This window comes from Actinoplanes philippinensis (assembly GCF_900113015.1).
GTDB lineage: Bacteria > Actinomycetota > Actinomycetes > Mycobacteriales > Micromonosporaceae > Actinoplanes > Actinoplanes philippinensis.
In genome coordinates, this window is the sequence record NZ_FONV01000005.1 from 309,939 (window position 1) to 333,906 (window position 23,968).

A 23,968-nucleotide genomic window follows, 5' to 3' on the forward strand; every position below is an offset into this window, starting at 1 on the left:
GTTGAGCGACAGCGAGCAGGTGGGCGCGGAGCAGAGGCGCCGGTGGCGGCTGGTGCTCGGCGGGGCGGCGGACGAGCCGCTCGGCAGAGCCGAGGGCCGGGACGGGGCGATGGACGCCGCGATGGCCGCGCTCTACGACGCGGGCGAGGCCGACGAGCGGCCGGCGCGACGGTCGGCGGGGCTGGGTGGCTCGGCGCCGAGGGTGGCGCGCTGGCTCGGGGACATCCGGGAGCATTTCCCGGCCACCGTGGTGCAGGTCATGCAGGCCGACGCGATCGAGCGGCTGGATCTGACCCGGCTGCTGCTCGAACCGGAGATGCTGGCCGCGGTCGAGCCGGACGTGCACCTGGTGGGCACGTTGCTCTCGCTGAACCGGGTGATGCCGGATGCGGCCCGGGAGGCGGCGCGACAGGTGGTCCGTACCGTCGTGGCTGAATTGGAGCGCCGCATCGCGCAACCGACCCGCACCGCGGTGACCGGCGCTCTGAGCCGGGCCGCCCGGGTCAGCCGGCCGCGGCACGCGGACATCGACTGGGACCGGACGATCCGGGCGAACCTGCGGCATTACCAGCCGGAGCATCGGACGGTGATTCCGGAACGGCTGGTGGGGTACGGGCGGCGCGGCGCCGCCGTGCAGCGGGACGTGGTGCTCTGCGTCGACCAGTCCGGTTCGATGGCGGCGTCGGTGGTGTTCGCCGGGGTGTTCGCGGCGGTGCTGGCGTCGATGCGGTCGCTGCGCACGTCGCTCGTGGTGTTCGACACGGCGGTGGTGGACCTGACCGATCAGCTGGCCGATCCGGTGGAGGTGCTGTTCGGCACGCAGCTGGGCGGCGGCACCGACATCAACCGGGCGATCGCCTACGCGCAGCAGCTGATCACGCGACCACGGGACAGCATCTTCGTGCTGATCAGCGACCTGTACGAGGGTGGCGTCCGGGACGAGATGCTGCGCCGGGTGGCCGAGATGACGGCGGCCGGCGTGCAGGTGGTGGTGCTGCTGGCGCTCTCCGACGAGGGCGCGCCCGCCTACGACCACGACAACGCGGCGGCGCTGGCTGCGCTCGGGGTCCCGGCGTTCGCGTGCACCCCGGACGCGTTCCCCGATCTGATGGCGGCGGCGATCGAGCGTCGTGATCTGCGAGCGTTCGCCGAGCGCCTCGGTTCCGCTTGAACCAACCCGTCGATGTAACTACCGTAAGGGACATGAGTGCTTACCTAAAGAATCCTGAGGTATATCAGGAGAGTTGGGACCGCCAGCAGGAAGCCTTCATGCCGGACCGGGAGGAGCGGTTCGCGGCGATGCTGACCGCCGTGGCCGCGGTGACCGGCGGCGAGCCGCCCCGGCTGCTCGATCTGGCCGGCGGCACCGGCACGATCTCGCTGCGCACGCTGGCCCGTTTCCCGGGCGCGCGGCTCACCCTCGTGGACCAGGACCCGGTGCTGCTGACGATCGCCGGGTCGTCGCTGCGGGACAGGGCGACCGTCGTCGACGCCGACCTGGGCGATCCGGGCTGGCGGGCCAAGCTGCCGCCGGAGCCGTTCGACGCGGTGCTGACCGCGACGGCGCTGCACTGGCTGCCGGCCGAGCGGGTCGCCGCGCTGTACGCGGAGGTCCGGGAGGTGCTGCGCCCGGGCGGCCTGTTCGCGAACGCCGACCACATGGAGGACGAGGGCCTGCCGGAGCTGTCCCGGCAGCTCCGCGACCACGGCCGGGCGCGGCGCGAGGCGCGGTACGCGACCGGCGCGGCCACCTCCTGGCCACAGTGGTGGGCGCTGGTCGCGGCGGACGAGCAACTGGCGCCGAAGGCGGCCGAGCGGGAGCGGATCTACCCGTCCAGCGATCACAACCAGGAGTGGATTCCGCCGGCGACGTGGCACGTCGACGCGCTGCGCACGGCCGGTTTCCGGGAGGCGGGCATCATCTGGCGTGGCGGCACCGACGCCGCGGTCGCCGGCCTCCGCTGACCCTGCGCCCGACGGCCCGCGCCGCCGCAGCCGAGAGCGGCCGAAACGCCGGGCGCTCGGAGGCCGGCGGCCAGAACGCCGGCGACCAGGAGCCACCGTCAGTCAGCGGACACCGGCGGTCAGTGGCCGCCGGACGGGCGATCGGTCCAGCGCAGGAAGCGTTCGAAGAGTTCGGAGGCGGGCGCCTGGGGCATGTCCCGGGCGGCCTCCTCGAGGTGGTCCCACATGAGGACGGCCAGTTCGACCCGGCCGTGCGCCGCGGCCAGCTGCTCGCGCGCCGGGTCGCACGGCCAGGGCCGGCCGCAGGCCCGGCAGTCCCACGACGGCCGGTCGGGCTCGTGATCCGCCGGGTCGCCGAACACGTGCCGTCACCTCCACGCCGACGGGGCACGATGAACGGCTCCGGGTCCGCCCGCCCTCGCACCCGCGTGTCCACACACTGCGCGCGCATCGGCCGCCCGGTCAACCGCTCACTGCCGCCCTCGCCGGTCCGGGTGACGCCCGGCAGAGGCATCGGCACCGGTCGTTCCGGTTCGGTCACCGAGGGTTCTTCCTGGCAAGGGCAATTCCGGGGGTACGACCGGAGCGCGCCCCGCCCAGCGCTGACGTGATGCCGACAGCGCCCGTCGATGACCCGAATCTCGCCCGATATGTACCTTTCTTTGGGAGCATGAGGCGAGACGACCGGCCCGGGGACGGTGACATGGCCTACGACGAGCACCACGACCACGACGAATACCCGGCCCCCGAGGGCGGCCTCTACAGCTCCGAGGCGGCGACCGGCCCCGATCGCGCGGCCCGGCACCGCCGGCGGCTGATCGCCGCGACCGCCGTGGCCGTCGTGGCACTGGCCACCGCCGGGTTCCTGGCCACCCAGCTGATGAACGAGCAGCAGCCGGGCCTGCCCGAACCGGCCGCGCTGGCGCCGCAGACGAACCCGGCGACGGCCGGACCCACCCCGGAGGAGACGGCGCCGGTCAGCCGTACCCCCACCATCACCAGGCATGCCGCACCCGTCGAACGAAGCCCGGCGCCCTCGATCGGAGCGAGCCTTCCGGCGAGCCCCGGCGAGGCCGAGGCCCGGGCCTCGGCCGCCCTCGACGAGCTGCGCGAACGTCTGCGTCTCACCGAGCGGACCAAGGTCACCGAACACGCGTTCGCGGACGGCACGATGCAGGTCGTCGGCTTCTGGCGCGATGCGACCGGGGGTTCGCTGCTGCAGCGCGCGAAGGACAGAGGCACACCGGCCGGGAACGGGATCCGCTGCACGACCGGCATCAGCAACGGGCCGGGCCAGGATCCGGCGACGCTGATGTGCTGGCGTACGTCGGCGTCGCGCAGCGTGGTCGTCGTCTCGTCCGCCACGCCGGCCGGCGCCGAGGCCGTCACCACCGCCGTGTCGCTGATCGAGGCCGAGTGGCCGAAGCTGGACTGACCGGCACGAACGCCGGCCGCGGCGGGACCGGAAGGGTCCCGCCGCGGCCGTTCGCACGAATCGATCAGGCGACGAACTCGTCGCTGGTGGCGCCCAGGATCGCGGTGGTCGCCGGAACGACCACGCGGTAGGTCTGGCCGGGCATCAGGCGGGTCAGCGCCACCCGGGCCGGGGAGACCGGCACGGCGTACGAGCCGACCTTGCGCCAGTTGCCGGCGACCTTCTGCTGGATCTCGGTGGCCCGGCCGGCCGCGCCGGTCAGGGTGACCTGCACCTGACCCCAGCCACGCGGGGTGACGGTGACCGCGGCGCGGACCTTCCAGCTGACCGTCGCCGAGGTCGCGGCCGCGTTGGTCGCGGTGGCGGCGGCCTTCACGACGACCTCGTAGGAGCCCGTGCCGGGACGGTCCACCGTGACGGTGCCCGCCTCGTCGGTGACGGCGTCGGTGCACTGCTGCGCGGCGCCGGCCTCGGTCACGCAGACCGCGACGGACTTACGGGACCACACCTGCGTGCCGGCCTTGACCGTGAACACGGTGCTGGTCGCGGTGCCGTGGACGACCTCGCCACCGGTGGTGCTCGCGGTGATGACGGGGACGGCCTTGACCGGGGCGCCGGTGGCGGGCGGGGTGCTCGCCGGCGGCGTGCTCGGAGCGGTGGACGGGGCCTTGGTGGGCGGCGTCACCGGAGCGGTCGACGGGGCCTTCGTGGGCGGCGTGGTCGGAGCGGTCGTCGCCGGGGCCAGCGAGTTGAGGGCGGCGAGCGCGTCGATGCGGCCGTTGCCGAAGTCGTTGTCGAACCCGGCGGCGCCCAGGTCGACGGCCGACCTCTCCAGGGTGGTCTCGACCTGGTCCGGCGTCAGCGAGCTGCGGTAGCTCTTCAGCAGCGCGGCGATCGCGGCGACGTGCGGCGACGCCATCGAGGTGCCGCTCATCGTCTTGTACTGCCCGCCCGGCGAGGTGCTCAGGATGTCGGTGCCCGGCGCGGACACGTCGACGTAGTCGCCGGCGTTCGAGTAGACGCCGACCCGGTCGTTGGAGTCGGTCGCGCCCACACCGATGACACCGGTGTCGGCGGCCGGGTACGAGGTGGGGCTGCCCTGCTGACGGGCGTTGCCGGCGGCGGCCACGACGGTCACGCCCTTGCTGCGGGCGTACGCGATCGCGGTGCTCACCGCCTCGACCTGCTGGGTGCCGCCCAGCGACATGTTGATCACCTGGGCGCCGTGGTCGGCGGCCCACGTGATGCCCTGCGCGGTGTCGGACATGTTGCCGCTGCCGTTGTCGCCGAGCACCTTCACCGGCAGGATCTTGACGTTCGGGGCGAAGCCGGAGACGCCGACCGCGTTGCCCGTGACGGCGGCGATGGTGCCGGCCACGTGGGTGCCGTGCCCGTGCCGGTCGGTGGTGGGACCCTCCCGGTCGGTGGTCGCGTCGAAGCCGCTGAGAACGTTGGCGGCCAGGTCCGGGTGGGTGCTGTCGACACCGCTGTCGATCACCGCGACGGTCACGCCGGCGCCGGTCGACTTCTGCCAGGCCTCCACGGTCCGGATCTTCGGGAGGTCCCACTGCTGCGCCCGGGACGGGTCCGAGCCGGTGGGGGCGTCCAGGGCGTACACCGGAGCGTCCATCTCCACACCGACCGCGCCGTCCGCCTTCTGCGCCTTCTCGACCAGCTCGATCGCGGACGCCTTGTCGGTGGCCTCCTTGACCGTGACGACCGGGCGGCCGCTCGCGTCGATCGTGGTCGAGACCACCCGGGCCGGCTGCGCCTCGGTGACCGTCGCCGGGACGATCGATTCCGGAGCGGCGGTCAGGCCGTAGGTGACCGGGGCCCAGTCCGCCGAGCCGTTCGGAAGCGCGAGCACACCGATCGCGGCGAGCGCTCCGGCAGCAACGGCACCGACGGCGTAGTTACGGATCTGAACCTTCATCAACTTGCTTCCCCCCGTTTGGCTGGCTACGACAACCAGATTCGACGGCGGAAGGTGCAGAGACGGTTGACGAAATGTTGCACGTCAGGAGCGGGCCCGAGGGGCCACTCCTGACGGCTTGGATCGGACGCGGACGAGGCCGCTTGAGCAGTTATGCGGTGGGGCGACCACCCTTGCCCACGTAGCCGGCGATCCCCAGCGACTGGGCGGCCTCACGCAGCAGCGCGCCGTGGCGCTCGATGACGGGGATGGCCTTCTCGGCGACCGCCCGCACGGACGGTTCGGCGCCCTCCTCGACCTGCTCCTCCAGCATTCGAAGGGTCTGCCGGTGGCCGGCCAGCTGGGTGGAGACGAAGTACTCGTCGAAGGTGTCCCGCGGGGCCAGCTCGTAGCGGCGGTGCAGCGCCCGCTGTTCCTCGTTGGTGCCTTCCGGCAGGCGTACGTAGAGGGGGCGCGCCGTCTGGTACACCTCGAAGTCCATCTTGATGTGATCCACCATGAGCGCCGCGGCCACCCGCTTGACCGCCGGGTTGGTCGTCTTGTTCCAGGCCAGGCGCCCGGCGGAGATCTCCGCGACGTTGGCCTGGTGGGCCGCGTGCAGGAAGGCGACGTCACGAGTCTCAAAAGCCGCGGCCTGAGCGGTCACAGGTGCAAGCAACAGGGAACCGGCCACACCGAGAGTTAACATCATTCGACGCAAAAGCATTATTTCTCCTCCAAAGGACCTCAAATGGAGCATAAGAGTTTTCATGATCCGAAGAGTGCCTTTGGCGGATACTCCGGCAACACGAAGGTGGGCCCGGAGCCGAAGCTCCGGGCCCACCCAAGAATCGAGCGGTGCGGGAACGATCAGTACGAAGCCACCGTGAAGGTGGAACCGCTGGAGATCCGGGAGAACCCGACGTCGGCCACCGGACCGCCGACCGCCGCGACGTCATTGACGATCGCGATCGTGTACGTGCCGACCGGAACGGTGTTGGTGGGCGCCGTTCCGAGGATGTTGGCCGTGCCCAGCCCGTTGTAGAGGTCGAGGGTGCAGATCAGCTCATTGTCGGTGATGACCGTGATGTCATAGCACTGGGCCTTGGCACCCGCGTTGACGGGGCGGCTGGCCTGGTTACCCGCGTACCAGGTGTTGTCGACGAGGTAAACGGCGGCACCGGTGGTCGTAGCCGCAACACCGGGCGCCGCACCCGGCGTCAGGTTGGAGAAGCCGGCACCCTGGATGTAGATCGGCGGGTTGGCACCCGCACTGGCCGGCACCGGGGCGGTGTTCGGCGACACGGTGATGCCATACGTGTAGGCATACGGCGTACCGAGTGCGCTCTTGGTGCCCGCCAGGGTGGTGACGCTGACGGTGGTGGCACCGGGAGCGTGGGAGGTGGTCGTGCCAGTGAGCGTCGTGCCGAGGTCGTTGACCTTGATGTTGGTCAGCTCGCTGCCGCCGAGCGAGGCGCTCACCTGGGCACCCTCCGCGGTCGGGAAGTTCGTGCCGGTGATGACGACTTCCTGACCGCCCTGTGCGGGCCCGCTGGCCGGAGCGATGCTGCTCACCGTCACCGATGCGGCGATGGTGTAGTTGAGCGGCTGAGCGATCAGCTTGGACGTGCCGGCGGTGGAACCACCGTAGACACACACCTTGTACTGAGCGGACGCCTCACTCGATCCAAGCACCACGCCGGCCGGGACCTTGACGCTCAGGCGCATGTTGTTGATCTTCGTCGGCAGCGGACTTGATGCCCCGACGTAGTCAGAGGCGTTGCTATAGGTGTTCGGGCACGCGAGCCGGGTGAAGATCACGCCGGGCGCCGTGACACCACTGCTCATGAAGTTGGTGGACGACTGGATGATCAGGGTGTTCGTACCCGCGCTGGGACCGAATTGCGGGCTCAGCGAGACGGCCGGGACGAGGCTGTACTGCCCCTTGCCGAGAAGCACGCTGGTGTTGGCCGTGCCGTTGTAGTAGCAGACGTTGTACGTCGCGCCGTTGGTCAAGGTCGTGGGCGCGGAGATCGTGGCCGTGGTGTTCGCCGCGTTCTTCGTGACCGTCGCCGTGGTCGCGCCGGTCGCCGAATAGGTCGCCGGGCAAGTGGCGGAGGTGAAGATCGCCGAGACCGTCGACTGGTTCTGCAACCACGGCCCACTGGAGGACGCGACGATCGACACCGGGCTCGCCGTGGTGGCCGGATTCGCAGCATTGGGGGTGATCGACACCGTCGATGCCTCGGGGACGTAAGCCTCGATCGCCGTCGTCTTGCCCTGGGTCACGCTGCCCGTCGCCGTACCGACGTACATACATACCCGGTATGTGGAGCCCAGCGCAACGGCCGGCACAACGATCTTGGCGGTGTCGTCGTCGCTCTTCGTCACGGTAGCGGTCAGTGAGCCCGCCGAGGTGGTGCTGTACGTCGCCGGACATGTGGTGTTGGCACCGACGACAAACCGGGCACCGGGCGTCGTCACACTGGCCAGCAGACCTGACGCCGAGGCGGTGACCGTGTTGCCACCACCCTGCGGGCCCGCATTGACGTCGAGGTCGAAGTCCACGTCGGCCGCGAATGCGGGCGCGGCCCCGGCGGCGACCGCGAGTGCGGTCGTCGCCGCGACTACACCGGCTCGCCGGAGGCGATTGCCGGTTCTTGGTCGGGAGTAACGCATACGAGGTCCTCCTACGGTTCCCACGAACCGCGTTGTGGGATGGATGTGCCCGCGCGTTCTCGTGATGGCGGGCCGTCTCGCAGGAGCGTAACGCGGCATTTCCGCTGAATAGCATGGAAAACTAATTTAGCTAATTTTAAGAGTTTTAGTAGTTTTTTGTACTTTATAGACCGTTCGGCGTGTGATGACGGTTTTCGTGCGGTATGACAGCGCCCCGGCCCGCGCCATGGGTGCCTCGGGCAACTCTCAGCTAGGGATTGCCAGATCAAGCACCTTTTGTCAGATCCGTTGGAAGCATGGACCTCCGGAGTTCGCCTCACGAACCGGCGGACCTACAGCCGAGACCCAAGGGGCACAGAAACATGGACAAGCAAGACGACGACCGGCACGACGACGACATCCCCTCCGCGGCTCCGCCCACGCTCGCACGCCCGCGGCGCCGTCGCCTCAGTACGGTGGCCGGGGTGACCGGCCTGGCCGCGATCCTCGGATCCGGCGCGTATCTCATTACTCTCCGGTTCGTCGACGGCAACGACCGGCGGGCACAGGACGTAACCGCAGTCGGCACCGTCGCCCCGCAGAACCCGGCCGCCCCGGAACCTACAACGTCAAGCGCCGGCGCCGACCGGCCCTCGGCCGAGACGACCGGTGGAAGCGCAGCGGTGAGGGCGGAACCCTCCTTCGAGGAACCGGCCGATCGCGTCCGGAAGGCACGCGACGCGGCGGCCAAGGAGGGAGTGAAGATCACACGACCGCTCCCACTCAAGGAGGCCAACCCGGCCGGAGAGGCCGCCCTGGCCGCGGCCAAGGAGGTCACCACAGGCTCGGCCAAGGAAGGCGGCGCCACCCGCGTGATCACCGTACGCGGCGATCTGACCGGGCAACGCGAACTCGGATGGGTCGCCGGAGGTATCGAAAAGCACGGCGAGGTTTCCTGCTCGCAACGCTTCAAGCTCTACAACGAACAGGAGCCCAAGACGCGGCCGAGTCTCCTGGTGTGCTGGCGCACCAGCGAGAAGCGCAGCGTCATCGTCGTCGACACGAAGATCGGCGGACGGCCCCCGGTCGGCAAGAGCCTCGGGATCATCGAGCGCGAATGGCGCAAGCTCGGCTGAGCCGCACATCAACTGGACGGCGCCGTGGAGAACCCGGTCGGCGTCCTTTCCTACCGCGACAGACCGGTGGCCCGGAGCATCAGCTCCGGGCCACCGACTTGCGTGATGCCGGCGATCAGAAGGCGGAGACCGTGAAGGTCGACGCGCTGGAGATCGCGCTCTGCACGTAGGAGGTGTCCGTGTGCACCGCGTTGAGGGCTGCGTTGCTCACGTACTGGAGGTTGTAAGAACCCTCCGGAACCGCGATGTTCGGGCTGGAGACGACGGCGCGCACCGTGGCCGTCGCGCTCGCGTTCGCAGACAGGACAGCGGCGGTGCCACCGGTCTGCGAGGTGATGGTCGTGGCGTCAGCGATGCCTGGTCCGGCGATGTAGAGACCCTGATCCGCGTTCGTGAAGGTGCTTGCGGGCGCCGTGATGTCGTCGTCGGCATTGGTGGTGCCGATTCCGGGCACGACCCGGCTGTTCGTCGACGCGATCACGATCGTGTCGTCAGCGGACAGGACGCCGGAGGCCGGGTTGGACATGACCGCCTCGGTGCTGCTGATGACAGCGGAGATGACCGTGCCGGTCGGGATCTTCGGGGTCGAGGCCGGGTCAATGATGGCCTTGCCCACATCCTCCTGGGTGAACGCCGGGTTACCGTCACCGATGATCACGCGGCTACCGGTGACGGAGGTGATACCCGCGTTGTACTTCGGTGCGCCGGAGAGTACAGCGGTGCCGAGCGCGTTGAGCCGCTTGGTCAGGTCGACCCGGCAGACCAACTCGGTGTCGCTGAGCACGAGCACGTTGTTGCAGTCGGCGACCGGCGCGTTGGCCCGGCGCGGCGTGCCGAGCGCGTCGACGGTCGCGTTGTTGTAGTTGCCCTGGGTCAGGAAGATGTGCGCGCCCGTGGTCACGGTGTTGCTCCACGGAGCGCCCTCGAACCCGACACCGTTGATGATCACGTCGATCGGCCGGGTGTTGGGTGCGGTCTTCGGGTTCGCGACGACGGCGCTGGTGTAGGAGAAGGCGCTGTTCAGGGTGTGCGAACCAGCAGCCGTGGTGACCACCAGCGAAACGTTGCTGGCCGGCGCATGACGCGGCGTGCGGGCGGTGAACGCGGTGGTGCTGATCGGCGTGATGTCGGTCAGCGGCGTACCACCCAGCGTCGCGGTGATGGCGCCCGCCGTGGTCGGGAACGCCGTGCCGGTGACCGTGATCAGACTGCCGCCCAGCGCGGGGCCCGCCTTGGGCGTGACGCCGGCCGAAGTCTGGACCGTAGTCACCCGGTACGGATGGCTCGCGATCAGGGCCGAGCTGGCGTTCGTGGTGCCCGCGTAGACACACAGGTTCCAGGGCAGGCTCATGTTGGAGCCCAGCGCGGTGTTGAACGCGGTCTGGTCGGCGTACAGCGGCGCCGGCACGGTGACGGCAAGACGTGAGTTCGTCACCTTGCGGGGCGCGCTGACCGGCTCGATCACGCTGGCGTTGCGCGCTGCCGTGTAGGTGGCCGCGCACTCGGCGGCCTCGAACGTCACACCCGGATCGTCGACACCGGCCAGGAACGGGTTCGGCGAGGTGATGTTGATGGCATTGCCGCCCTGCCACGGACCGGTGCCCTGGCTCAGCGTCAGGTAACCGGCCGAGTACGAGCTGCCGGTGATCAGGGCTGAGGTGCCGGCGGTGCCATTGTAGAAGCACAGAGAGTACTTGGCCGGGGCCGCCGTCGTGCTCACCACGCCGGCGGGCACGACGAGGTTCACGGCGTTGTCCGCGGTCTTGGAGACCGTGGTGGCCAGATTGGCGACCGGCGTGCCGTAGGTGCTGGCGCACTCACCGGCGGCGATGAACTGGGCACCGATGGTGGGGACATTGGCGAATACGTTCGTCGATGTGGTGACGTTGACGGTGTTGCCGCCGCCGGACAGGCCGATGGGCGTGTTCAGCACCGCGGGCGTGCCCACGTTGATCGTGTAACCGTTCTGGTTACCCTGCCGGGCCGTAGTGCCCGCGGCGTAGTCGTAGACACAGGCGACATACTTCTTCACCTGGCCGTTGGTGCCGGCGGTAGCACCTGACGGCAGCTTGAACGTGACCGACTTGGCGGAGGTGCTGGAGGTCGTCTGAGCCTGTTCCGCCGCGAGGATGGTGGTCGACGTCGTCGAGATCGTCGCCGCGCAGACGGGAGCGGTGGTTCCCGGCGAGGTGAGGATCTGTACCCGGGAAGCCGTGGCGTTCGAGCCGTTGGCGAACGTGGCGTCGGTGTCGACGATGGTGACGGAGTCACCGGGGGCTACCACCGGAGGGGTAACCGAAACGGCAGCGAGCGCTGCCGTGGGGGCCACCAGCAGAGCGGCGCCTACCGCTCCGGTAGTCAACCCGGCGGACGCCGCCAGCCGGGCTTTCGAGCGTGACTTGGACTTGCGCATGCGAGGTCCTCCTACGGGTCCCCATGGACCGCGTCGCTGGATTGCTGGGCCCAGGCGTCCGGATGAACCGTCGCGGGCCGTCTCGCCGGAAGCGTACCTATTAATGGGTATTGAATTTGGCAAAGTAGCGAACATGCATATATGTCAGACAGAACAGTTTTAATGCTCTGGAAAAGAACACGCGGCGGCCCGGAGCAAGCGCTCCGAGCCACCGCTTTTGTGATGTCTTTTGCGCGTCAGAAAGAAGCGACCGTAAAGGTCGAGGTGCTGGAGACGTTGCTCTGCACATAGGCAGGGTCGGTGACTACAGCGTTGACCGCGGCGTTGCTCACGTACTGCAGATTGTAGGCGCCCTCCGGAACCGGGATCTTGGTGCCAGTGAGGAGGACAGGGTGCGCCCCCGGGTTCGTCACTGAGGTGCCGTCGTTCAGGTTGGCGCTCGCACCGGACTGGTTGAGAATGCTCCGGCCGGCCGGAATGCCGTAGCCGACGACGAACTTTCCGACATCGGTGGAGGTGAGCACCGGCGAGATCGAGGAGAGCGCCGCGGAACCGCTGGCGGTCGTCACCGTGGCGGTCTGCGTATTCGGCGACGCGAGCGTCACTGTTGATGCGGTCGCCACACCGGTCGCGGCGTTCGACATGACCGCCTTCGTGGCGCTGACCACGTCGGTGATCACCGTTCCGGCCGGGATCTTGGGGTCGGTGTCGACCGGGTCGATGACGGCCTTGCCGACGTCCGTCGGCGCGAACGCGGTACCGGTGATCACCCGGCTCCCGGCGGCGGTGACGACGGCGTTGCCCGCGGTCGGCGTCGCGGCCAGGACGGCCGTGCCGGCGGCGTCCAGCCGGCTGGTCAGGTCCAGCTTGCAGATCAGTTCGGTGTCGCCGAGCACCAGCACGTTGCTGCAGTCGGCGACCGGCGCGTTGGCCCGGGTGGTCGAGCCGATGTCGGCGGAGTTGTAGCTGCCCTTGACCAGGAAGACGTGAGCTCCACCGGTCAGACTGTTGGAGAACGGGGCGTTCTCGAACCCGATTCCGTTGACGACCACCTCGACCGGGCGGTTGTTGGGCGCGGTGTTGGGGCCGACGAGCAGCGCACTGTTATACGAGAAGGCGTTGCTCAGAGTGTGGGAGCCACTGGCCGTGGTAACCACCAGGGACACGTTGTTGGCCGGTGCACGACGTGTCGTGCGCGCAGTGAACGCGGTGGCGCTGAGCGGCGTGATGTCGACCAGTGGCGCGCCGCCGAGCGTCGCCGTGAGAGCGCCGGGCTCGGTCGGGAACGCGGTCCCGGTCACCGTGACCAGGCTGCCTCCGAGGGCCGGACCGGCCTTGGGGCTGATGCCGGTCGAGGTCTGGATCGTCGTCACCCGGTACGGCGTTCCGGCGACCAGAGTCGACGACGCGTCCGTGGTTCCGGTGTAGACGCATATGTTCCAGTCCCGGACCGGATTCACGGTAAACGCGGCGGTCGCAGCGGTCTGGTCGTCGTAGACCTGCGGGACGGTCACGGCGAGGCGCGTGGTCGACAGTTTGCGGACCTTGTCCGGCGCGATGATCTTGTTGGCGTTGGCAACGTTGGACGCCGCATAGGTGTTCGGGCACGCCGCGGTCCTGACGAGAACGCCCGGATCATCGATACCAGCCAGGAAATCGGTCTGCGACGTGATGTTCAGACCGTTGCCGCCCTGCCAGGGACCGATGTTCTGGCTCAACGCCAACTGGCTGGCGGTGTACTGCCCGCCGGTGAGCAGGCCGGAGCTGCTGGAAGTGCCGTTGTAGAAGCACAGGGCGTACTTCGTCGCCGCCGCCCCCGTCACGACACCGGCCGGCACGGTCAGGCTGGCGGCGTTGTCGGCGGACTTGGCTGCCGTGGTGGCCAGATTGGCCGTCGGCGCACCGTAGGCGGTCGGGCACTCGCCACTGGTCGAGAACTGAGCGCCGATGGTGGGGACATTGGCGAATACGTTAGTCGACGCCGTGATGTTCACGGTGTTCCCGCCACCGGTGAAGCCGACCGGCGGATTCACCACGACGGGCGTGCCCACGTTGATCGAGTAGCCGTTCTGGTTACCCTGCCGGGCCGTGGTGCCCGCGGCGTAGTCGTAGACACAGGCGACATACCTCTTGGCCTGACCGTTGGTGCCCGCGGTCACTCCGGCGGGCAACTTGAACGTCACCGACTTGGCGGTGCTGTTCGAGCTGGTCTGGGCCTGATCCGTGGCCAGGATGGTGGTCGACGTCGTCGCGATCGTCGCCGCACAAACCGGAGTGGTGGTACCGGGCGAGGTCATGATCTGCACCCGGGAAGCCGTGGCGTTCGAGCCGTTGGCGAACGTGGCGTCGGTGTCAACGACGGTGACGGAGTCACCGGGGGCCACCACCGGAGGGGTAACCGAAACGGCAGCGAGCGCCGCCGCCGGAGCCACCAGCAGAGCGGCGCCTACCGCTCCGGTAGTCAACCCGGCGGACGCCGCCAGCCGGGCTTTCGAGCGTGACTTGGACTTGCGCATGCGAGGTCCTCCTACGGGTCCCCATGGACCGCGTCGCTGGATTGCTGGGCCCAGGCGTCCGGATGAACCGTCGCGGGCCGTCTCGCCGGAAGCGTAACTATTCGTAGCGGTTCAGTAGCCCAGAGAAGGAAACATCCTCATATGTCGGACTTATTTAGCGGAGCAACCTCGCTTTGGCCCGTCTACCCTCAGAACACATTGGCCACGGAGGGGCCAGACCGCCCGGCGGCACGACAGCCGGCACCCCGCACAGCGGGGCGGCACACCCAAATGACATTCTCGTCAGGGTTGGCTTGCCTAAATTGATGGAAGCAAGCCTTGCCTTACCATTCTGCATTTCGAAGAAATGGGCGGCCGAAAAGTGTAGGGCCTCGCATTAATGGTTATATTCGATGGGCTCGACGACAACCTGGCGGCCGAAGGAGATGTGTCGTGACTCAGATGATGGGCATGCCCCGCGTGCAGACCTGCACCGTCACGGACTGTGGGTACAACCACGACGGTTGCACCGCGTTCGCCATCACTATCAGTGAGATGAACTCGGCCTGTGACACCTTCGCCGGGTCCGGGCTCTCCGGCGGGATGGGGATCGCGACCGCGCAAGTGGGCGCCTGTAAGCGCGCCGACTGCACGTACAACAAGGATCTGGAGTGTCAGGCTCCGGCCATTACCGTGGGCGCCTCGGCGGACAAGGCGGACTGTCTGACCTACCAGCGCTCCTGACCGTATTCGACCTCTGATCCCGCCCCCTCGACCGCGAGGGGGCGGGATTTCCGCATTCAGGGGCGGGTTGACATGGCCACCCACCCGCGCTACGTTCATCTCAGATCGAGAAAGACTCACATCGAGCAAGACCCTTACCGAGAAGGACGAGCGCGATGACGGACGAGGCGAGCTTCCTGGCGAGCTACGACCCGCGGGACTATCCGCCGGTCGCGGTGACCGTCGACGTGGTCGCCCTGACCATCCGCGACGGGCGGCTCTGTGTGCTGCTCGTCGAGCGCGGCGCGCAGCCGTTCGCGGGGCGGCGGGCGCTGCCCGGCGGGTTCGCCCGGGACGAGCCGCTCGACGCGGCGGCGATCAGGGAGCTGGCCGAGGAGACCGGGCTGACGCCGGGCGAGGGCGACCTGGAGCGGGTCCATCTGGAGCAGCTCAGGACGTATGGGAACCCCGGCCGTGACCCGCGGATGCGGGTCGTCTCCGTCGCCTACCTGGCGTTCGCGCCCAGCCTCCCCGAGCCGACCGCCGGCAGTGACGCCGCCCGCGCCTACTGGGTGCCGGTCGAGGAGGCGAAGGATCTGGCCTTCGACCACGACGAGGTGCTGGCCGACGCGCTGGAGCGGGCCCGGTCGAAGCTGGAGTACACACCGCTGGCGACGGCGTTCGTGGGTCCGGAGTTCACCATCGGCGAGCTGCGGCAGGTCTACACGGCGGTGTGGGGCGAGGAGCTGCACGCCGGCAACTTCCACCGCAAGGTGCTGTCGGTGCCGGGGTTCGTGGAGAGCACCGGCGGGACGACGGCGAAGGGCGGGGAGCGCGGCGGGCCGAAGGCGAAGCTGTACCGCTCCGGCGACGCCCGGCTGCTGCACCCGGCGCTGCTGCGGCCGGCCAGGGAGGACCGGGTGAGATGACGACGATGACGTTCGAGGAGGCGGTGGCACGGATCGCCGCGGCCCGCAGCTTCCGGGACCTGCCCGACACCGGGAACAGCGCGGGTAGGGCGTACCGCAGATGGGCGAAGCTGATCCACCCGGACACGGTGAGCGCGCAGCGGCGCGCCACCGCGACAGACGCTTTCGCGAAGCTTTCCGCCCTTTACAAGAAAAAAGACGACTGGTGCACGAGTCCGTGGGGCAGCGGTGACATCGCCGAGCTCTTCGCCGACGGCGAGCGGCTGGTCAAACTCCCGCGGTCCCCCGCGGACAACGACATGATGGAGGCCGAGGCGGCCGCGCTGCGCAAGCTGTGGGCGGACGGCGATCCGAGATTCCGGCCGTATGCGCCGCGCCTCCTCGAGACGTTCGTCCACGAGGACGACCAGCGCCGCCGCAGGCTCGTCAACGTGCTGGAGCGGCGGCGCGGCATGGGCACTCTGGCCGAGGTCGAAGGCGATCTGGGGGTACGGGACGCGACCTGGATCTGGCGCCGGCTGCTGGTGGCGCTCGGCTGGGCGCACCGGGCCGGGGTGATCCACGGGGCGGTTCTGCCGGAGCACGTGCTGATCCATCCGGGCCGGCGGGGCCTGGTTCTCGTCGACTGGTGCTATGCGGGACATCGACCTGCGGCGATAGTGAGAGCGAGGGAGGACCACTATCCGCCGGAGGTGCGCCACGACCGGACCGCTGGACCCGCCACCGACATCTACATGGCGACGGTGCTGATGACCCGGCTCATGGGGTCGCGGATGCCCGCCTCGCTGCGGCGGTTCGCCGCCGGCTGCACCTATGACGCGCCGCGGATGCGGCCGCAGGACGCCTGGGCCCTGTTGGGCGAGTTCGACGACATCATCCCCCCGCAGTTTCGGAACTGAGGAGCACATCATGGGAAGCGGACACTGGTCGACCGATGTCTACACGGCGGCCGCCGGCTACCGGGCGGCGTCCGGGAAGAGCGCGTTCGACTACAGCGACTCGGGCGCCCGGACGGTGCATCCGGAGCTGAACCCGGACGGCGTGTTCATGCGGGAGAGCCGGGACAGCACCGAGCACCCGTTCAGCACACCGATCGCGGTGCTGTTCGACGTGACCGGCTCGATGGGCAGCGTGCCACGGGTGCTGCAGACCAAGCTGCCGCAGTTGCTGGGCCTGCTGACCAGGAAGAACTACGCGGTCGACCCGCAGATCCTGTTCGGGGCGATCGGTGACGCGACCTGTGACCGGGCGCCGCTGCAGGTCGGCCAGTTCGAGTCGGACAACCGGATGGACGAGGACCTGGCCCGGATCGTGCTGGAGGGCGGTGGCGGTGGCCAGAAACACGAGTCGTACGAGCTGGCCCTCTACTTCATGGCCCGGCACACGATCCTCGACTCGATGGTGAACCGGGGGCGGAAGGGCTACCTGTTCATCATCGGCGACGAGATGCCGTACCCCCGGGTGAAGCCTCGTGAGGTGAAGGCGGTGATCGGTGACGACCTGAGCGAGCCGATCGCGACCGAGGACATCCTGACCGAGCTCAAACGCAAGTACGACGTCTACTACATCCTGCCGACGGCGGCGCACCACAGCGGTGACAAGGAGGTGCTGTCGCGCTGGCGCAAGCTGCTCGGCCAGAACGTCCTGGAGCTCGACGACCTGGACGCGGTGTGCGAGACGATCGCGCTGACGGTCGGCCTGGGCGAGGACGCGATCGACCTGGACGAGGGCATCGCCGACCTGACCGACGTGGGCTCACGGGCGGGCGGCTCGGTGGGGCGGGCGCTGGCGCCGCTGCAGCGGACCGCCGTGGTGCGCTCGGCGTTCGAGATCGCCGGTGGCCCGGGTGGGAATCAGAGGCTGTGAACGGGCACGTCGCGGTCGTCGACCTGGGGTACGGCGACGCCGGCAAGGGCACGGTGGTCGATTTTCTCTGCTCCCGCGGAGGTGTGCGAGCAGTCCTGCGCTTCAACGGGGGTGCGCAGGCCGCGCACAACGTGACCACCGAGACCGGCCGGCATCACACGTTCGCCCAGTTCGGGTCGGGCACGCTGCGGGGCGTGCCGACCCACCTCACCCGGTTCATGGTGGTCGACCCGCTCGCTCTGGCCGGTGAGGCGGCCGCGCTCGGCAAGCCGTTCCACCTGCTCACGGTGGATGGGAACGCGCTGCTCGCCACTCCGTGGCATCGCGCGGCGAACCGGCGGCGGGAGACCGGGCGGGGTGCGGACCGGCACGGTTCGTGTGGCATGGGTGTGGGCGAGACGATGGCGTACGCGCAGACGCATCCCGATGCTCCCCGGGTGGGGGACGTGCTCTCGCCGCCGCGGCTGCGGCAACGGCTGGCGGCGGTGAGGGCCTCTCTCGGCGACTGCGGTGTCCCGATCGACGACGTGGTGGACGCGTTCACCCTGTTCGGTGAGACGGTCCGGATCGTCGGCTCGTCGTACACCGAGCAGCTGCTGGCCGAGGGCCCGTGCGTGTTCGAGGGCGCCCAGGGTGTGCTGCTCGACGAGTGGCGGGGCTGGCATCCGTACACCACGTGGTCGACGACGACGTTCGACAACGTCACCGCGCTCGGCGCCAAGGTCACGCGGCTCGGTGTGGTCCGCACCTACACCACCCGGCACGGGGCCGGCCCGTTCGTCACCGAGGACCCGTCGCTGTACCTGCCGGAGCGGCACAACGGCCGGGACCCGTGGCAGGGCCCCTTCCGGACCGGCCACTTCGACGCGGTCGCCCACCGGTACGCCGTGGAGGTGGCCGGCGGTGTCGACGCTCTGGCCGTCACCCACCTCGACGTCCCGGATCGCTGCCCGGATCTGCGGATCGCCGACTCGTACCGGATCGGCGACGAGGTGTGGGACCGCATCGAGCCCGGCCCCTTCCGCGACCTGGAGCACCAGGAGGCGCTGGGCGCGCGGCTGGCCGTGGCCCGGCCGGATCGGATGACCCGGCCGGACGACTGGTGTGACGCGATCGCGGCCCGCCTGGGTGCCCCGGTGCTGCTGGAGTCGTACGGGCCGCTCTCGTCGGACAAGAAGTTCCGGTAGTCAGGCGGACCAGGCTCGGACGATGTCGTCGGGTCCCCAGATCAGGTCCACGGCTCCCGCGGGCAGGTCGGTCCCCGAGCGGCTGACGACGACCAGGCCGCTGGTGCCGGGCTGGAATCCGGGAATCATCGGAGCGTGACGACGGAGGTCGTCGAGGTGGTGCCGGTCGAACAGACCGTCCTGCCACTTGATGGAACCCGCGAACGCGATGCGGGAAGCGATCGGCGCACGGTCGGCACCGACCAGGTCGATCTCCGGGTTTGCCTGGCGGTTCCACCAGCCGCCGACTTCCCACGTGTCGGTCCACATCAATTCCCCGGCGCCGGCGGCGATGGCGAGCGCGTCACGGATGACCGGTTCCACGGCATTGCCGCGCCATGTGGACCATCGTGCTTCGAGAACGGCTCGGGCGGCTGCCGTCCGGTCGCGGAGGACAAGCTGATGCACATCCCGGAGGATGGCCAGGTAGAGACGCAGATTGCTGTCGGCGATCCGGTACTGGGCTAGTTTGCTGGGTTTGGTGGACAGCGGTTTGTCGACGGCCAGGATCTTCTTCTCGTCGACGAGCCGGTGGAGCAGAGGGGACAGGGTGCCGGAGCTGACCGGTCCCCCGCGGTCGCCGGCGGCCGCGGCGATGTTGCTGAAGGTCCGGCTGCCCAGTCCACCGATTGCCTCGAGAACGCGTCGAGCCGTATCCGGGGCGGGGAACTCCGATGCCAGCGACTGCTCGGGAACGGTGAACAATGCCGAGGTCTTGCTGGTGATCTCCGTGGTCAGAAAGTCGATGGGGCTGGATCCTGGTGTCCATTCCAGGCAGATGCCGGGCAACCCGCCGGTGATCAGATAGGCGTCGATGGCGTCCGCACCGCTCAGCTCGGTCACCGCAGCGGTTTCGGCGAGGTTGAAGGGGCCGAGGACCATGTTGGCGGCCCGGCCGTAGAACGGCCGGTCGTATTCGGTGAACCGCTGCATCATGTGCAGGTCACTGCCGAGCAGCAGCAGCAGGACGGGCTTGCTCGACATGAGCCGGTCCCAGACCACCTGCAGATGTCCGTCGAAGGTCGGGTCCTGCTCGGAGAGCCACGGTAGTTCGTCGAGCACCACGATGCTCGGTGTGTCAGGGAGGACGCCGGCGAGGAGTCGCAGCATGTCTCCCCAACCGCCCGCCGGTGGCTGAGAGGGAAGGAGGTCGCGACCGGCCGGGGTGAGCAGCGACGAGTCGCGCAGGGCACCGAGGAACTGGCTGACCGCCTCCGTGCTCGACGCGCCTTTGACGGCGGTGTAGAAGCAATACGGCAGACCCGCCCGGTCGCACAATTCTTGAACCAGTCGTGACTTCCCGACCTGTCGCCGTCCCCGGACGGCAACGGAACGGCCCCCGCCCGTACGTCGTATGCGGTCCAGCTCTTTGGTGAGCAGGTCGAGCTCGGCGCGCCGCCCGACGAACATCCGCGCCCCCGAAGCTAGATTCAATCTTACTTCGAAGCAATCTACCAAGGGCGGTCCCGGGTGCGATCGTCGATCGCACCCGGGACCGGGTCCCTGATCGGATCCGGATCAGGCGCGGGTCAGCAGGAAGACCGGGATGAGCCGGTCGGTCTTCTTCGTGTACTCGTTGTACTGCGGGAAAGCGGCCGCGGCGCGCTCCCACCACAGCTCCCGCTCCGCACCGGAGAGCTCCCGGGCGACGTAGTCCTGCTTGACCTCGCCGTCCTGCAGCTCGACGTGCGGGTTCTTGCGCAGGTTGTAGACCCACACCGGGTTCTTCGGCGCGCCACCCAGCGAGCCGACGACCGCATACTCACCGTCGTGCTCGACCCGCATCAGCGGCGTCTTGCGCAGCTGGCCGCTCTTCGCGCCGACCGAGGTCAACACGATGATCGGCTTTCCCATGATGTCGTTGGCCTCGGCACCGCCGGTGGCCTCGTACTTCTCTGCCTGCTCGCGCGCCCAGTCCGAAGTGCTGGGGGCGTATTCACCCGTCAACGGCATGAATCCGATCCTACGCACCCGAACGGCACCCGACCGGACCCTGAAACGCACTTCACTGCCCGCACCTTTGTCGCCAGGGCCGGCCACGGATGGGTAGGTCCACCGACTGAAGGGTGCTACCAGATGCGGAAGACCGCGCGGCGCAACGTTCTCGCTGGTGGAATCGCGGCGGTCACCGCCGCAGCACTGGGCGCGTTCGCGCTGCCCGCCGGGAGCCAGGCCTTCAGCCCGGTCTCGTACGGCCTGACCCTCCCGGCAACCGTCTCCGCGGCCCAGCCGGTCCGGATCGTGACGACCTCCCTCGACGCGACCGGCCGCCCCGTCTTCGCCGTCCGTGAGGCCACCGACAAGGTGTCCGCCGAGCGGATCGTCTCGTCGGCCCGTAAAGCCGGCGGCACGGTCGGCGTCGAGGTCGACCGCAAGGTGCACGCCCTCGACATGCCGGAGGGCGGCGACCCCTACCGCGAGTACCAGTGGGACCTCGACAAGATGAACGTCGAGGGCGCCTGGGACCAGGACACCACCGGCGCCGACGTGGTGGTCGCGGTCATCGACACCGGTGTCGACGGCAGCCACCCCGACCTGGCCGGCAACGTCCTGACCGGATACGACGCGATCGACGACACCGAGGGCGGCGACTCGGACGGCAACGGGCACGGCACCCACGTGGCCGGCACCGTCGCCGCGGTCGCCGGCAACGGCGAGGGCATCACCGGCATCGCCCCGGACGCGCGGATCCTGCCGGTCAAGGTGCTCGACGCGGACGGCACCGGCTACACCTCGGACACCGCCGAGGGCATCGTCTGGGCCGTCGACAACGGCGCCCAGGTGATCAACCTGTCGCTCGGCGCGGACACCGCCACCGCCGCCGAGGAGGCCGCCGTCGCCTACGCGATCGAGAACGGCGTCACCGTCGTCGCGGCGGCCGGCAACCAGCGCGAGGAGGGCAGCCCGACCAGCTACCCGGCCGCCTACGACGGGGTCATCGCGGTCGCCGCCACCGACGCCGACGACGAGATCGCCGAATACTCGAACCAGGGCGACTACGTCGACGTGGCCGCGCCCGGCAGCGCCATCCTCAGCACCTACCCGGGTGACCTGAGCGAGGACGGCAGCGAATACGCCGAGCTCAACGGCACCTCGATGGCGTCGCCGCACGTCGCCGCGGTGGCCGCGCTGATCAAGGCGAGCCGGCCGGAGATCACCCCGCAGGGCATCCAGAACGCCCTCGAGGAGTCGGCCGTCGACCTCGGCGAGGACGGCTTCGACAACGACTTCGGGCACGGGCGGGTCGACGCGGCGGCGGCCGTCGAGGCGGCGGCCGGCGGCGACGGCGGCGAGGAGCGCGTCACGCCGGAGATCGCCGTCGACGGGGGCGGGCTCGTCTCCTACGGCGCCGACACCGAGACCACGTTCCAGGTGAGCGCCGACGGCGAGGCCCTGGCCGGGCTGGAGGCCGAGACCTGCGTGTCGGTCGCCGGCGGCCGGTGGGACTGCGACACGACCGAATCCGACGAGGACGGCGTCTACTACGTCGAGCACAAGGCGACCGGCGCCTTCCAGGTCCGCGTGACCGTCGGCGAGACCGGCACCGTGGCGTCGGCATCGGAGTCCGCCGAGTACACGGTCCGCGCGACCGTCACGGCGAAGAAGTCCGGCAAGGGCGCCCTCACGGTGAAGGCGGCCGGCGCGCCCTCGCAGAAGATGGCGCTGCAGCGCAGGTCCGGCAACTCGTGGAAGACCGTCAAGACCTACCCGGTCAAGTCCAGCACCAAGGTCACCGGCCTGAGCGGCGGCACCTACCGCGTCGTGGTCGCCGGGACGAAGGCGGTCCAGGGCGTGACAAGCGGCACGGTCAAGCTCTGACCTTCCGATATACGGCGGTCATCCGGGTGGGGTTTACTCGTACCTCATGAGCATCATCTCCCGGGGTTTCGGCGGGCGGCGGCGCGAGCCGTCGCCCGCACTGCCGCCCGGCCAGTACCTTGCGCACGACTTCCCGGTCCTCTCCGCCGGTCCCACGCCGCGGATCCCGCAGGAGCGGTGGAAGTTCACCATCACCACCGAGGTCGGTGAGAAGCACACGTGGGACTGGGCGGAGTTCACCGCCCTGCCGGCCGAGGAGATCACGGTCGACATCCACTGCGTCACCAAGTGGTCCAAGCTGGGCACCAGCTGGAAAGGCGTCGCCCTCGACACCCTCTTCGAGGAGGTCGAGACCGCCGGCGACTACGTGATGGCGCACAGCTACGGCGGCTACACCACCAACGTCCCTCTCGAGGACCTGCTCGACGGCAAGGCCTGGATCGCGTACGAGTACGACGGCGAGCCACTGCACCCGGAGCACGGCGGCCCGGCCCGGCTGCTCATCCCCCACCTGTATTTCTGGAAGTCCGCCAAGTGGGTGGACGGGCTCCGGATGATGCACGAGGACGAGCCCGGGTTCTGGGAGGACGCCGGCTATCACATGTATGGGGACCCGTGGCGCGAGCAGCGGTATCACGGCGACTGACCTGGCGGGTGGCCACGGTCCGGTCGGCGACCTGGGAGACGGCCTCGGCCCGTACCCTCGCGCTGGACATTCCGGACTGGCCGGGTCACCTGCCGGGTCAGCACATCGACATCCGCCTGACCGCTGAGGACGGTTATCAGGCCCAGCGCAGCTACTCGATCGCGTCGGCCGGGCCCGGGCCGGTCGAGATCAGTGTGCAGCGCCTCGAGGACGGTGAGGTGTCGCCCTACCTCACCGACGTCGTCGAGGCCGGTGACCAGATCGAGGTCCGCGGTCCGGTCGGCGGCTGGTTCGTGTGGCGTTCCGAGTCCACGGCTCCGGTGACGCTGGTGGCGGGCGGGTCCGGGATAGTGCCGCTGATGGCGATGATCCGGGCGCGCGGTCTGGCGGCGGGCCGTCAGCCGTTCCGGTTGATCTATTCGGTACGGACCCCGGCCGACGTGATCTATGCGGAGGAGATCCGTCGCCGCGCGGTGTCGGACCCGGGCCTCGACGTGCACTTCGTCTACACGCGGGCCGTTCCCGACGGGTGGCCCGCTCCCCCGGCCCGCATCTCGGTGGCGACCCTCAACACCCACGGCTGGCCACCCGACTTCGAGCCGGACTGCTTCGTCTGCGGCCCGACGAGTTTCGTCGAGACGGCCGCCGACATCCTGGTCGCCCTGGGCCACGACCCCAAACGCATCCGCACCGAACGCTTCGGCGGCGCATGACCCGAGCCGCTCGCAGAGCTGAACCGCACCCG

The 23,968-nt window shown here is 69.3% G+C and carries 20 protein-coding genes; 12 read left to right on the forward strand and 8 right to left on the reverse strand.

Annotation, left to right across the window (positions count from 1 at the left end; all coding sequences use genetic code 11):
- The first annotated feature begins 1 nt into the window (after position 1).
- Positions 2 to 1,171 (forward strand): VWA domain-containing protein, encoded by a 1,170-nt coding sequence (locus tag BM290_RS14830; protein ID WP_239143550.1) that lies wholly within the window; start codon positions 2 to 4, stop codon positions 1,169 to 1,171.
- 32 nt (positions 1,172 to 1,203) lie between these two features.
- Positions 1,204 to 1,965 (forward strand): class I SAM-dependent methyltransferase, encoded by a 762-nt coding sequence (locus tag BM290_RS14835; RefSeq protein WP_093614226.1) that lies wholly within the window; start codon positions 1,204 to 1,206, stop codon positions 1,963 to 1,965.
- Between the two features lie 119 nt (positions 1,966 to 2,084).
- On the opposite strand, the gene BM290_RS14840 is transcribed toward BM290_RS14835, so the two are convergent.
- Positions 2,085 to 2,327: a hypothetical protein gene (locus tag BM290_RS14840; RefSeq protein ID WP_093614228.1), complete on the reverse strand. Its 243-nt coding sequence runs from the start codon at positions 2,325 to 2,327 to the stop codon at positions 2,085 to 2,087.
- A 308-nt stretch (positions 2,328 to 2,635) separates the two neighbouring features.
- On the opposite strand from BM290_RS14840, the gene BM290_RS14845 reads away from it, so the two are divergent.
- Positions 2,636 to 3,400 (forward strand): NADH-quinone oxidoreductase subunit E, encoded by a 765-nt coding sequence (locus BM290_RS14845; protein WP_143133743.1) that lies wholly within the window; start codon positions 2,636 to 2,638, stop codon positions 3,398 to 3,400.
- A 64-nt stretch (positions 3,401 to 3,464) separates the two neighbouring features.
- Here the strand turns inward: BM290_RS14845 and BM290_RS14850 are convergent, their stop codons facing one another.
- From BM290_RS14850 to BM290_RS14860, 3 genes are all read right to left on the reverse strand, one after another.
- Entirely contained in the window at positions 3,465 to 5,333 is a 1,869-nt protein-coding gene (locus BM290_RS14850; RefSeq protein ID WP_093614232.1) for a S8 family peptidase, read from the reverse strand.
- A gap of 151 nt (positions 5,334 to 5,484) precedes the next feature.
- Positions 5,485 to 5,979 carry a DUF4142 domain-containing protein gene (locus BM290_RS14855; RefSeq protein WP_239143551.1) on the reverse strand — a complete coding sequence of 165 codons (495 nt, stop codon included), beginning with the start codon at positions 5,977 to 5,979 and terminating at the stop codon, positions 5,485 to 5,487.
- 203 nt (positions 5,980 to 6,182) lie between these two features.
- Positions 6,183 to 7,880, reverse strand: a complete 1,698-nt coding sequence (locus tag BM290_RS14860; RefSeq protein ID WP_143133744.1) for an IPT/TIG domain-containing protein — start codon at positions 7,878 to 7,880, stop codon at positions 6,183 to 6,185.
- Between the two features lie 575 nt (positions 7,881 to 8,455).
- On the opposite strand from BM290_RS14860, the gene BM290_RS14870 reads away from it, so the two are divergent.
- Positions 8,456 to 9,106 carry a hypothetical protein gene (locus BM290_RS14870; protein ID WP_143133745.1) on the forward strand — a complete coding sequence of 217 codons (651 nt, stop codon included), beginning with the start codon at positions 8,456 to 8,458 and terminating at the stop codon, positions 9,104 to 9,106.
- Positions 9,107 to 9,221: 115 nt separating this feature from the next.
- Here the strand turns inward: BM290_RS14870 and BM290_RS14875 are convergent, their stop codons facing one another.
- Positions 9,222 to 11,654: an IPT/TIG domain-containing protein gene (locus BM290_RS14875; protein ID WP_239143552.1), complete on the reverse strand. Its 2,433-nt coding sequence runs from the start codon at positions 11,652 to 11,654 to the stop codon at positions 9,222 to 9,224.
- A gap of 101 nt (positions 11,655 to 11,755) precedes the next feature.
- Positions 11,756 to 14,035 carry an IPT/TIG domain-containing protein gene (locus BM290_RS14880; protein WP_093614242.1) on the reverse strand — a complete coding sequence of 760 codons (2,280 nt, stop codon included), beginning with the start codon at positions 14,033 to 14,035 and terminating at the stop codon, positions 11,756 to 11,758.
- Between the two features lie 432 nt (positions 14,036 to 14,467).
- Here BM290_RS14880 and BM290_RS14885 point away from each other — a divergent pair, with 432 nt between their 5' ends.
- From BM290_RS14885 to BM290_RS14905, 5 genes are all read left to right on the forward strand, one after another.
- Complete coding sequence (locus BM290_RS14885) at positions 14,468 to 14,758, forward strand: DUF1540 domain-containing protein (RefSeq protein WP_093614244.1); 291 nt, start codon at positions 14,468 to 14,470, stop codon at positions 14,756 to 14,758.
- Between the two features lie 155 nt (positions 14,759 to 14,913).
- Positions 14,914 to 15,666 carry an NUDIX hydrolase gene (locus BM290_RS14890; protein WP_093614246.1) on the forward strand — a complete coding sequence of 251 codons (753 nt, stop codon included), beginning with the start codon at positions 14,914 to 14,916 and terminating at the stop codon, positions 15,664 to 15,666.
- Positions 15,663 to 16,565 carry a molecular chaperone DnaJ gene (locus BM290_RS14895; protein WP_239143553.1) on the forward strand — a complete coding sequence of 301 codons (903 nt, stop codon included), beginning with the start codon at positions 15,663 to 15,665 and terminating at the stop codon, positions 16,563 to 16,565. The genes BM290_RS14890 and BM290_RS14895 overlap by 4 nt, the downstream gene beginning before the upstream one ends.
- Before the next feature lie 10 nt (positions 16,566 to 16,575).
- Positions 16,576 to 17,532: a hypothetical protein gene (locus tag BM290_RS14900; RefSeq protein ID WP_093614248.1), complete on the forward strand. Its 957-nt coding sequence runs from the start codon at positions 16,576 to 16,578 to the stop codon at positions 17,530 to 17,532.
- A complete protein-coding gene (locus tag BM290_RS14905; RefSeq protein ID WP_093614250.1) occupies positions 17,529 to 18,719 on the forward strand; it encodes an adenylosuccinate synthetase in 1,191 nt (396 codons plus the stop codon). The genes BM290_RS14900 and BM290_RS14905 overlap by 4 nt, the downstream gene beginning before the upstream one ends.
- On the opposite strand, the gene BM290_RS14910 is transcribed toward BM290_RS14905, so the two are convergent.
- Together BM290_RS14910 and BM290_RS14915 are read right to left on the reverse strand one after the other, a co-directional pair.
- On the reverse strand, positions 18,720 to 20,168 hold the full coding sequence (locus BM290_RS14910; protein WP_093614252.1) for an ATP-binding protein: 1,449 nt from the start codon (positions 20,166 to 20,168) through the stop codon (positions 18,720 to 18,722).
- 108 nt (positions 20,169 to 20,276) lie between these two features.
- Complete coding sequence (locus tag BM290_RS14915) at positions 20,277 to 20,711, reverse strand: nitroreductase family deazaflavin-dependent oxidoreductase (protein WP_093614254.1); 435 nt, start codon at positions 20,709 to 20,711, stop codon at positions 20,277 to 20,279.
- Between the two features lie 123 nt (positions 20,712 to 20,834).
- Between BM290_RS14915 and BM290_RS14920 the strand changes: the two genes are divergently transcribed.
- From BM290_RS14920 to BM290_RS14930, 3 genes are read left to right on the forward strand one after another with little or no spacing between them, the layout of a single operon-like run.
- A complete protein-coding gene (locus BM290_RS14920; protein ID WP_093614256.1) occupies positions 20,835 to 22,577 on the forward strand; it encodes a S8 family peptidase in 1,743 nt (580 codons plus the stop codon).
- 46 nt (positions 22,578 to 22,623) lie between these two features.
- A complete protein-coding gene (locus tag BM290_RS14925) occupies positions 22,624 to 23,223 on the forward strand; it encodes a sulfite oxidase-like oxidoreductase (RefSeq protein ID WP_093614258.1) in 600 nt (199 codons plus the stop codon).
- Positions 23,224 to 23,231: 8 nt separating this feature from the next.
- Entirely contained in the window at positions 23,232 to 23,936 is a 705-nt protein-coding gene (locus BM290_RS14930; protein ID WP_203779348.1) for a ferredoxin reductase, read from the forward strand.
- Positions 23,937 to 23,968: the final 32 nt, after the last annotated feature.

What these genes read in the sequence shown, in the direction of transcription:
- BM290_RS14835 (WP_093614226.1), top strand. Translation starts at nt 1,204, where the DNA reads ATGAGTGCTTACCTAAAGAATCCTGAGGTATATCAGGAGAGTTGGGAC.
- BM290_RS14845 (WP_143133743.1), top strand. Translation starts at nt 2,636, where the DNA reads ATGAGGCGAGACGACCGGCCCGGGGACGGTGACATGGCCTACGACGAG.
- BM290_RS14850 (WP_093614232.1), bottom strand. Translation starts at nt 5,333, where the DNA reads ATGAAGGTTCAGATCCGTAACTACGCCGTCGGTGCCGTTGCTGCCGGA.
- BM290_RS14875 (WP_239143552.1), bottom strand. Translation starts at nt 11,654, where the DNA reads ATGTTCGCTACTTTGCCAAATTCAATACCCATTAATAGGTACGCTTCC.
- BM290_RS14880 (WP_093614242.1), bottom strand. Translation starts at nt 14,035, where the DNA reads ATGCGCAAGTCCAAGTCACGCTCGAAAGCCCGGCTGGCGGCGTCCGCC.
- BM290_RS14890 (WP_093614246.1), top strand. Translation starts at nt 14,914, where the DNA reads ATGACGGACGAGGCGAGCTTCCTGGCGAGCTACGACCCGCGGGACTAT.
- BM290_RS14895 (WP_239143553.1), top strand. Translation starts at nt 15,663, where the DNA reads ATGACGACGATGACGTTCGAGGAGGCGGTGGCACGGATCGCCGCGGCC.
- BM290_RS14900 (WP_093614248.1), top strand. Translation starts at nt 16,576, where the DNA reads ATGGGAAGCGGACACTGGTCGACCGATGTCTACACGGCGGCCGCCGGC.
- BM290_RS14910 (WP_093614252.1), bottom strand. Translation starts at nt 20,168, where the DNA reads ATGTTCGTCGGGCGGCGCGCCGAGCTCGACCTGCTCACCAAAGAGCTG.
- BM290_RS14915 (WP_093614254.1), bottom strand. Translation starts at nt 20,711, where the DNA reads ATGCCGTTGACGGGTGAATACGCCCCCAGCACTTCGGACTGGGCGCGC.
- BM290_RS14920 (WP_093614256.1), top strand. Translation starts at nt 20,835, where the DNA reads ATGCGGAAGACCGCGCGGCGCAACGTTCTCGCTGGTGGAATCGCGGCG.
- BM290_RS14925 (WP_093614258.1), top strand. Translation starts at nt 22,624, where the DNA reads ATGAGCATCATCTCCCGGGGTTTCGGCGGGCGGCGGCGCGAGCCGTCG.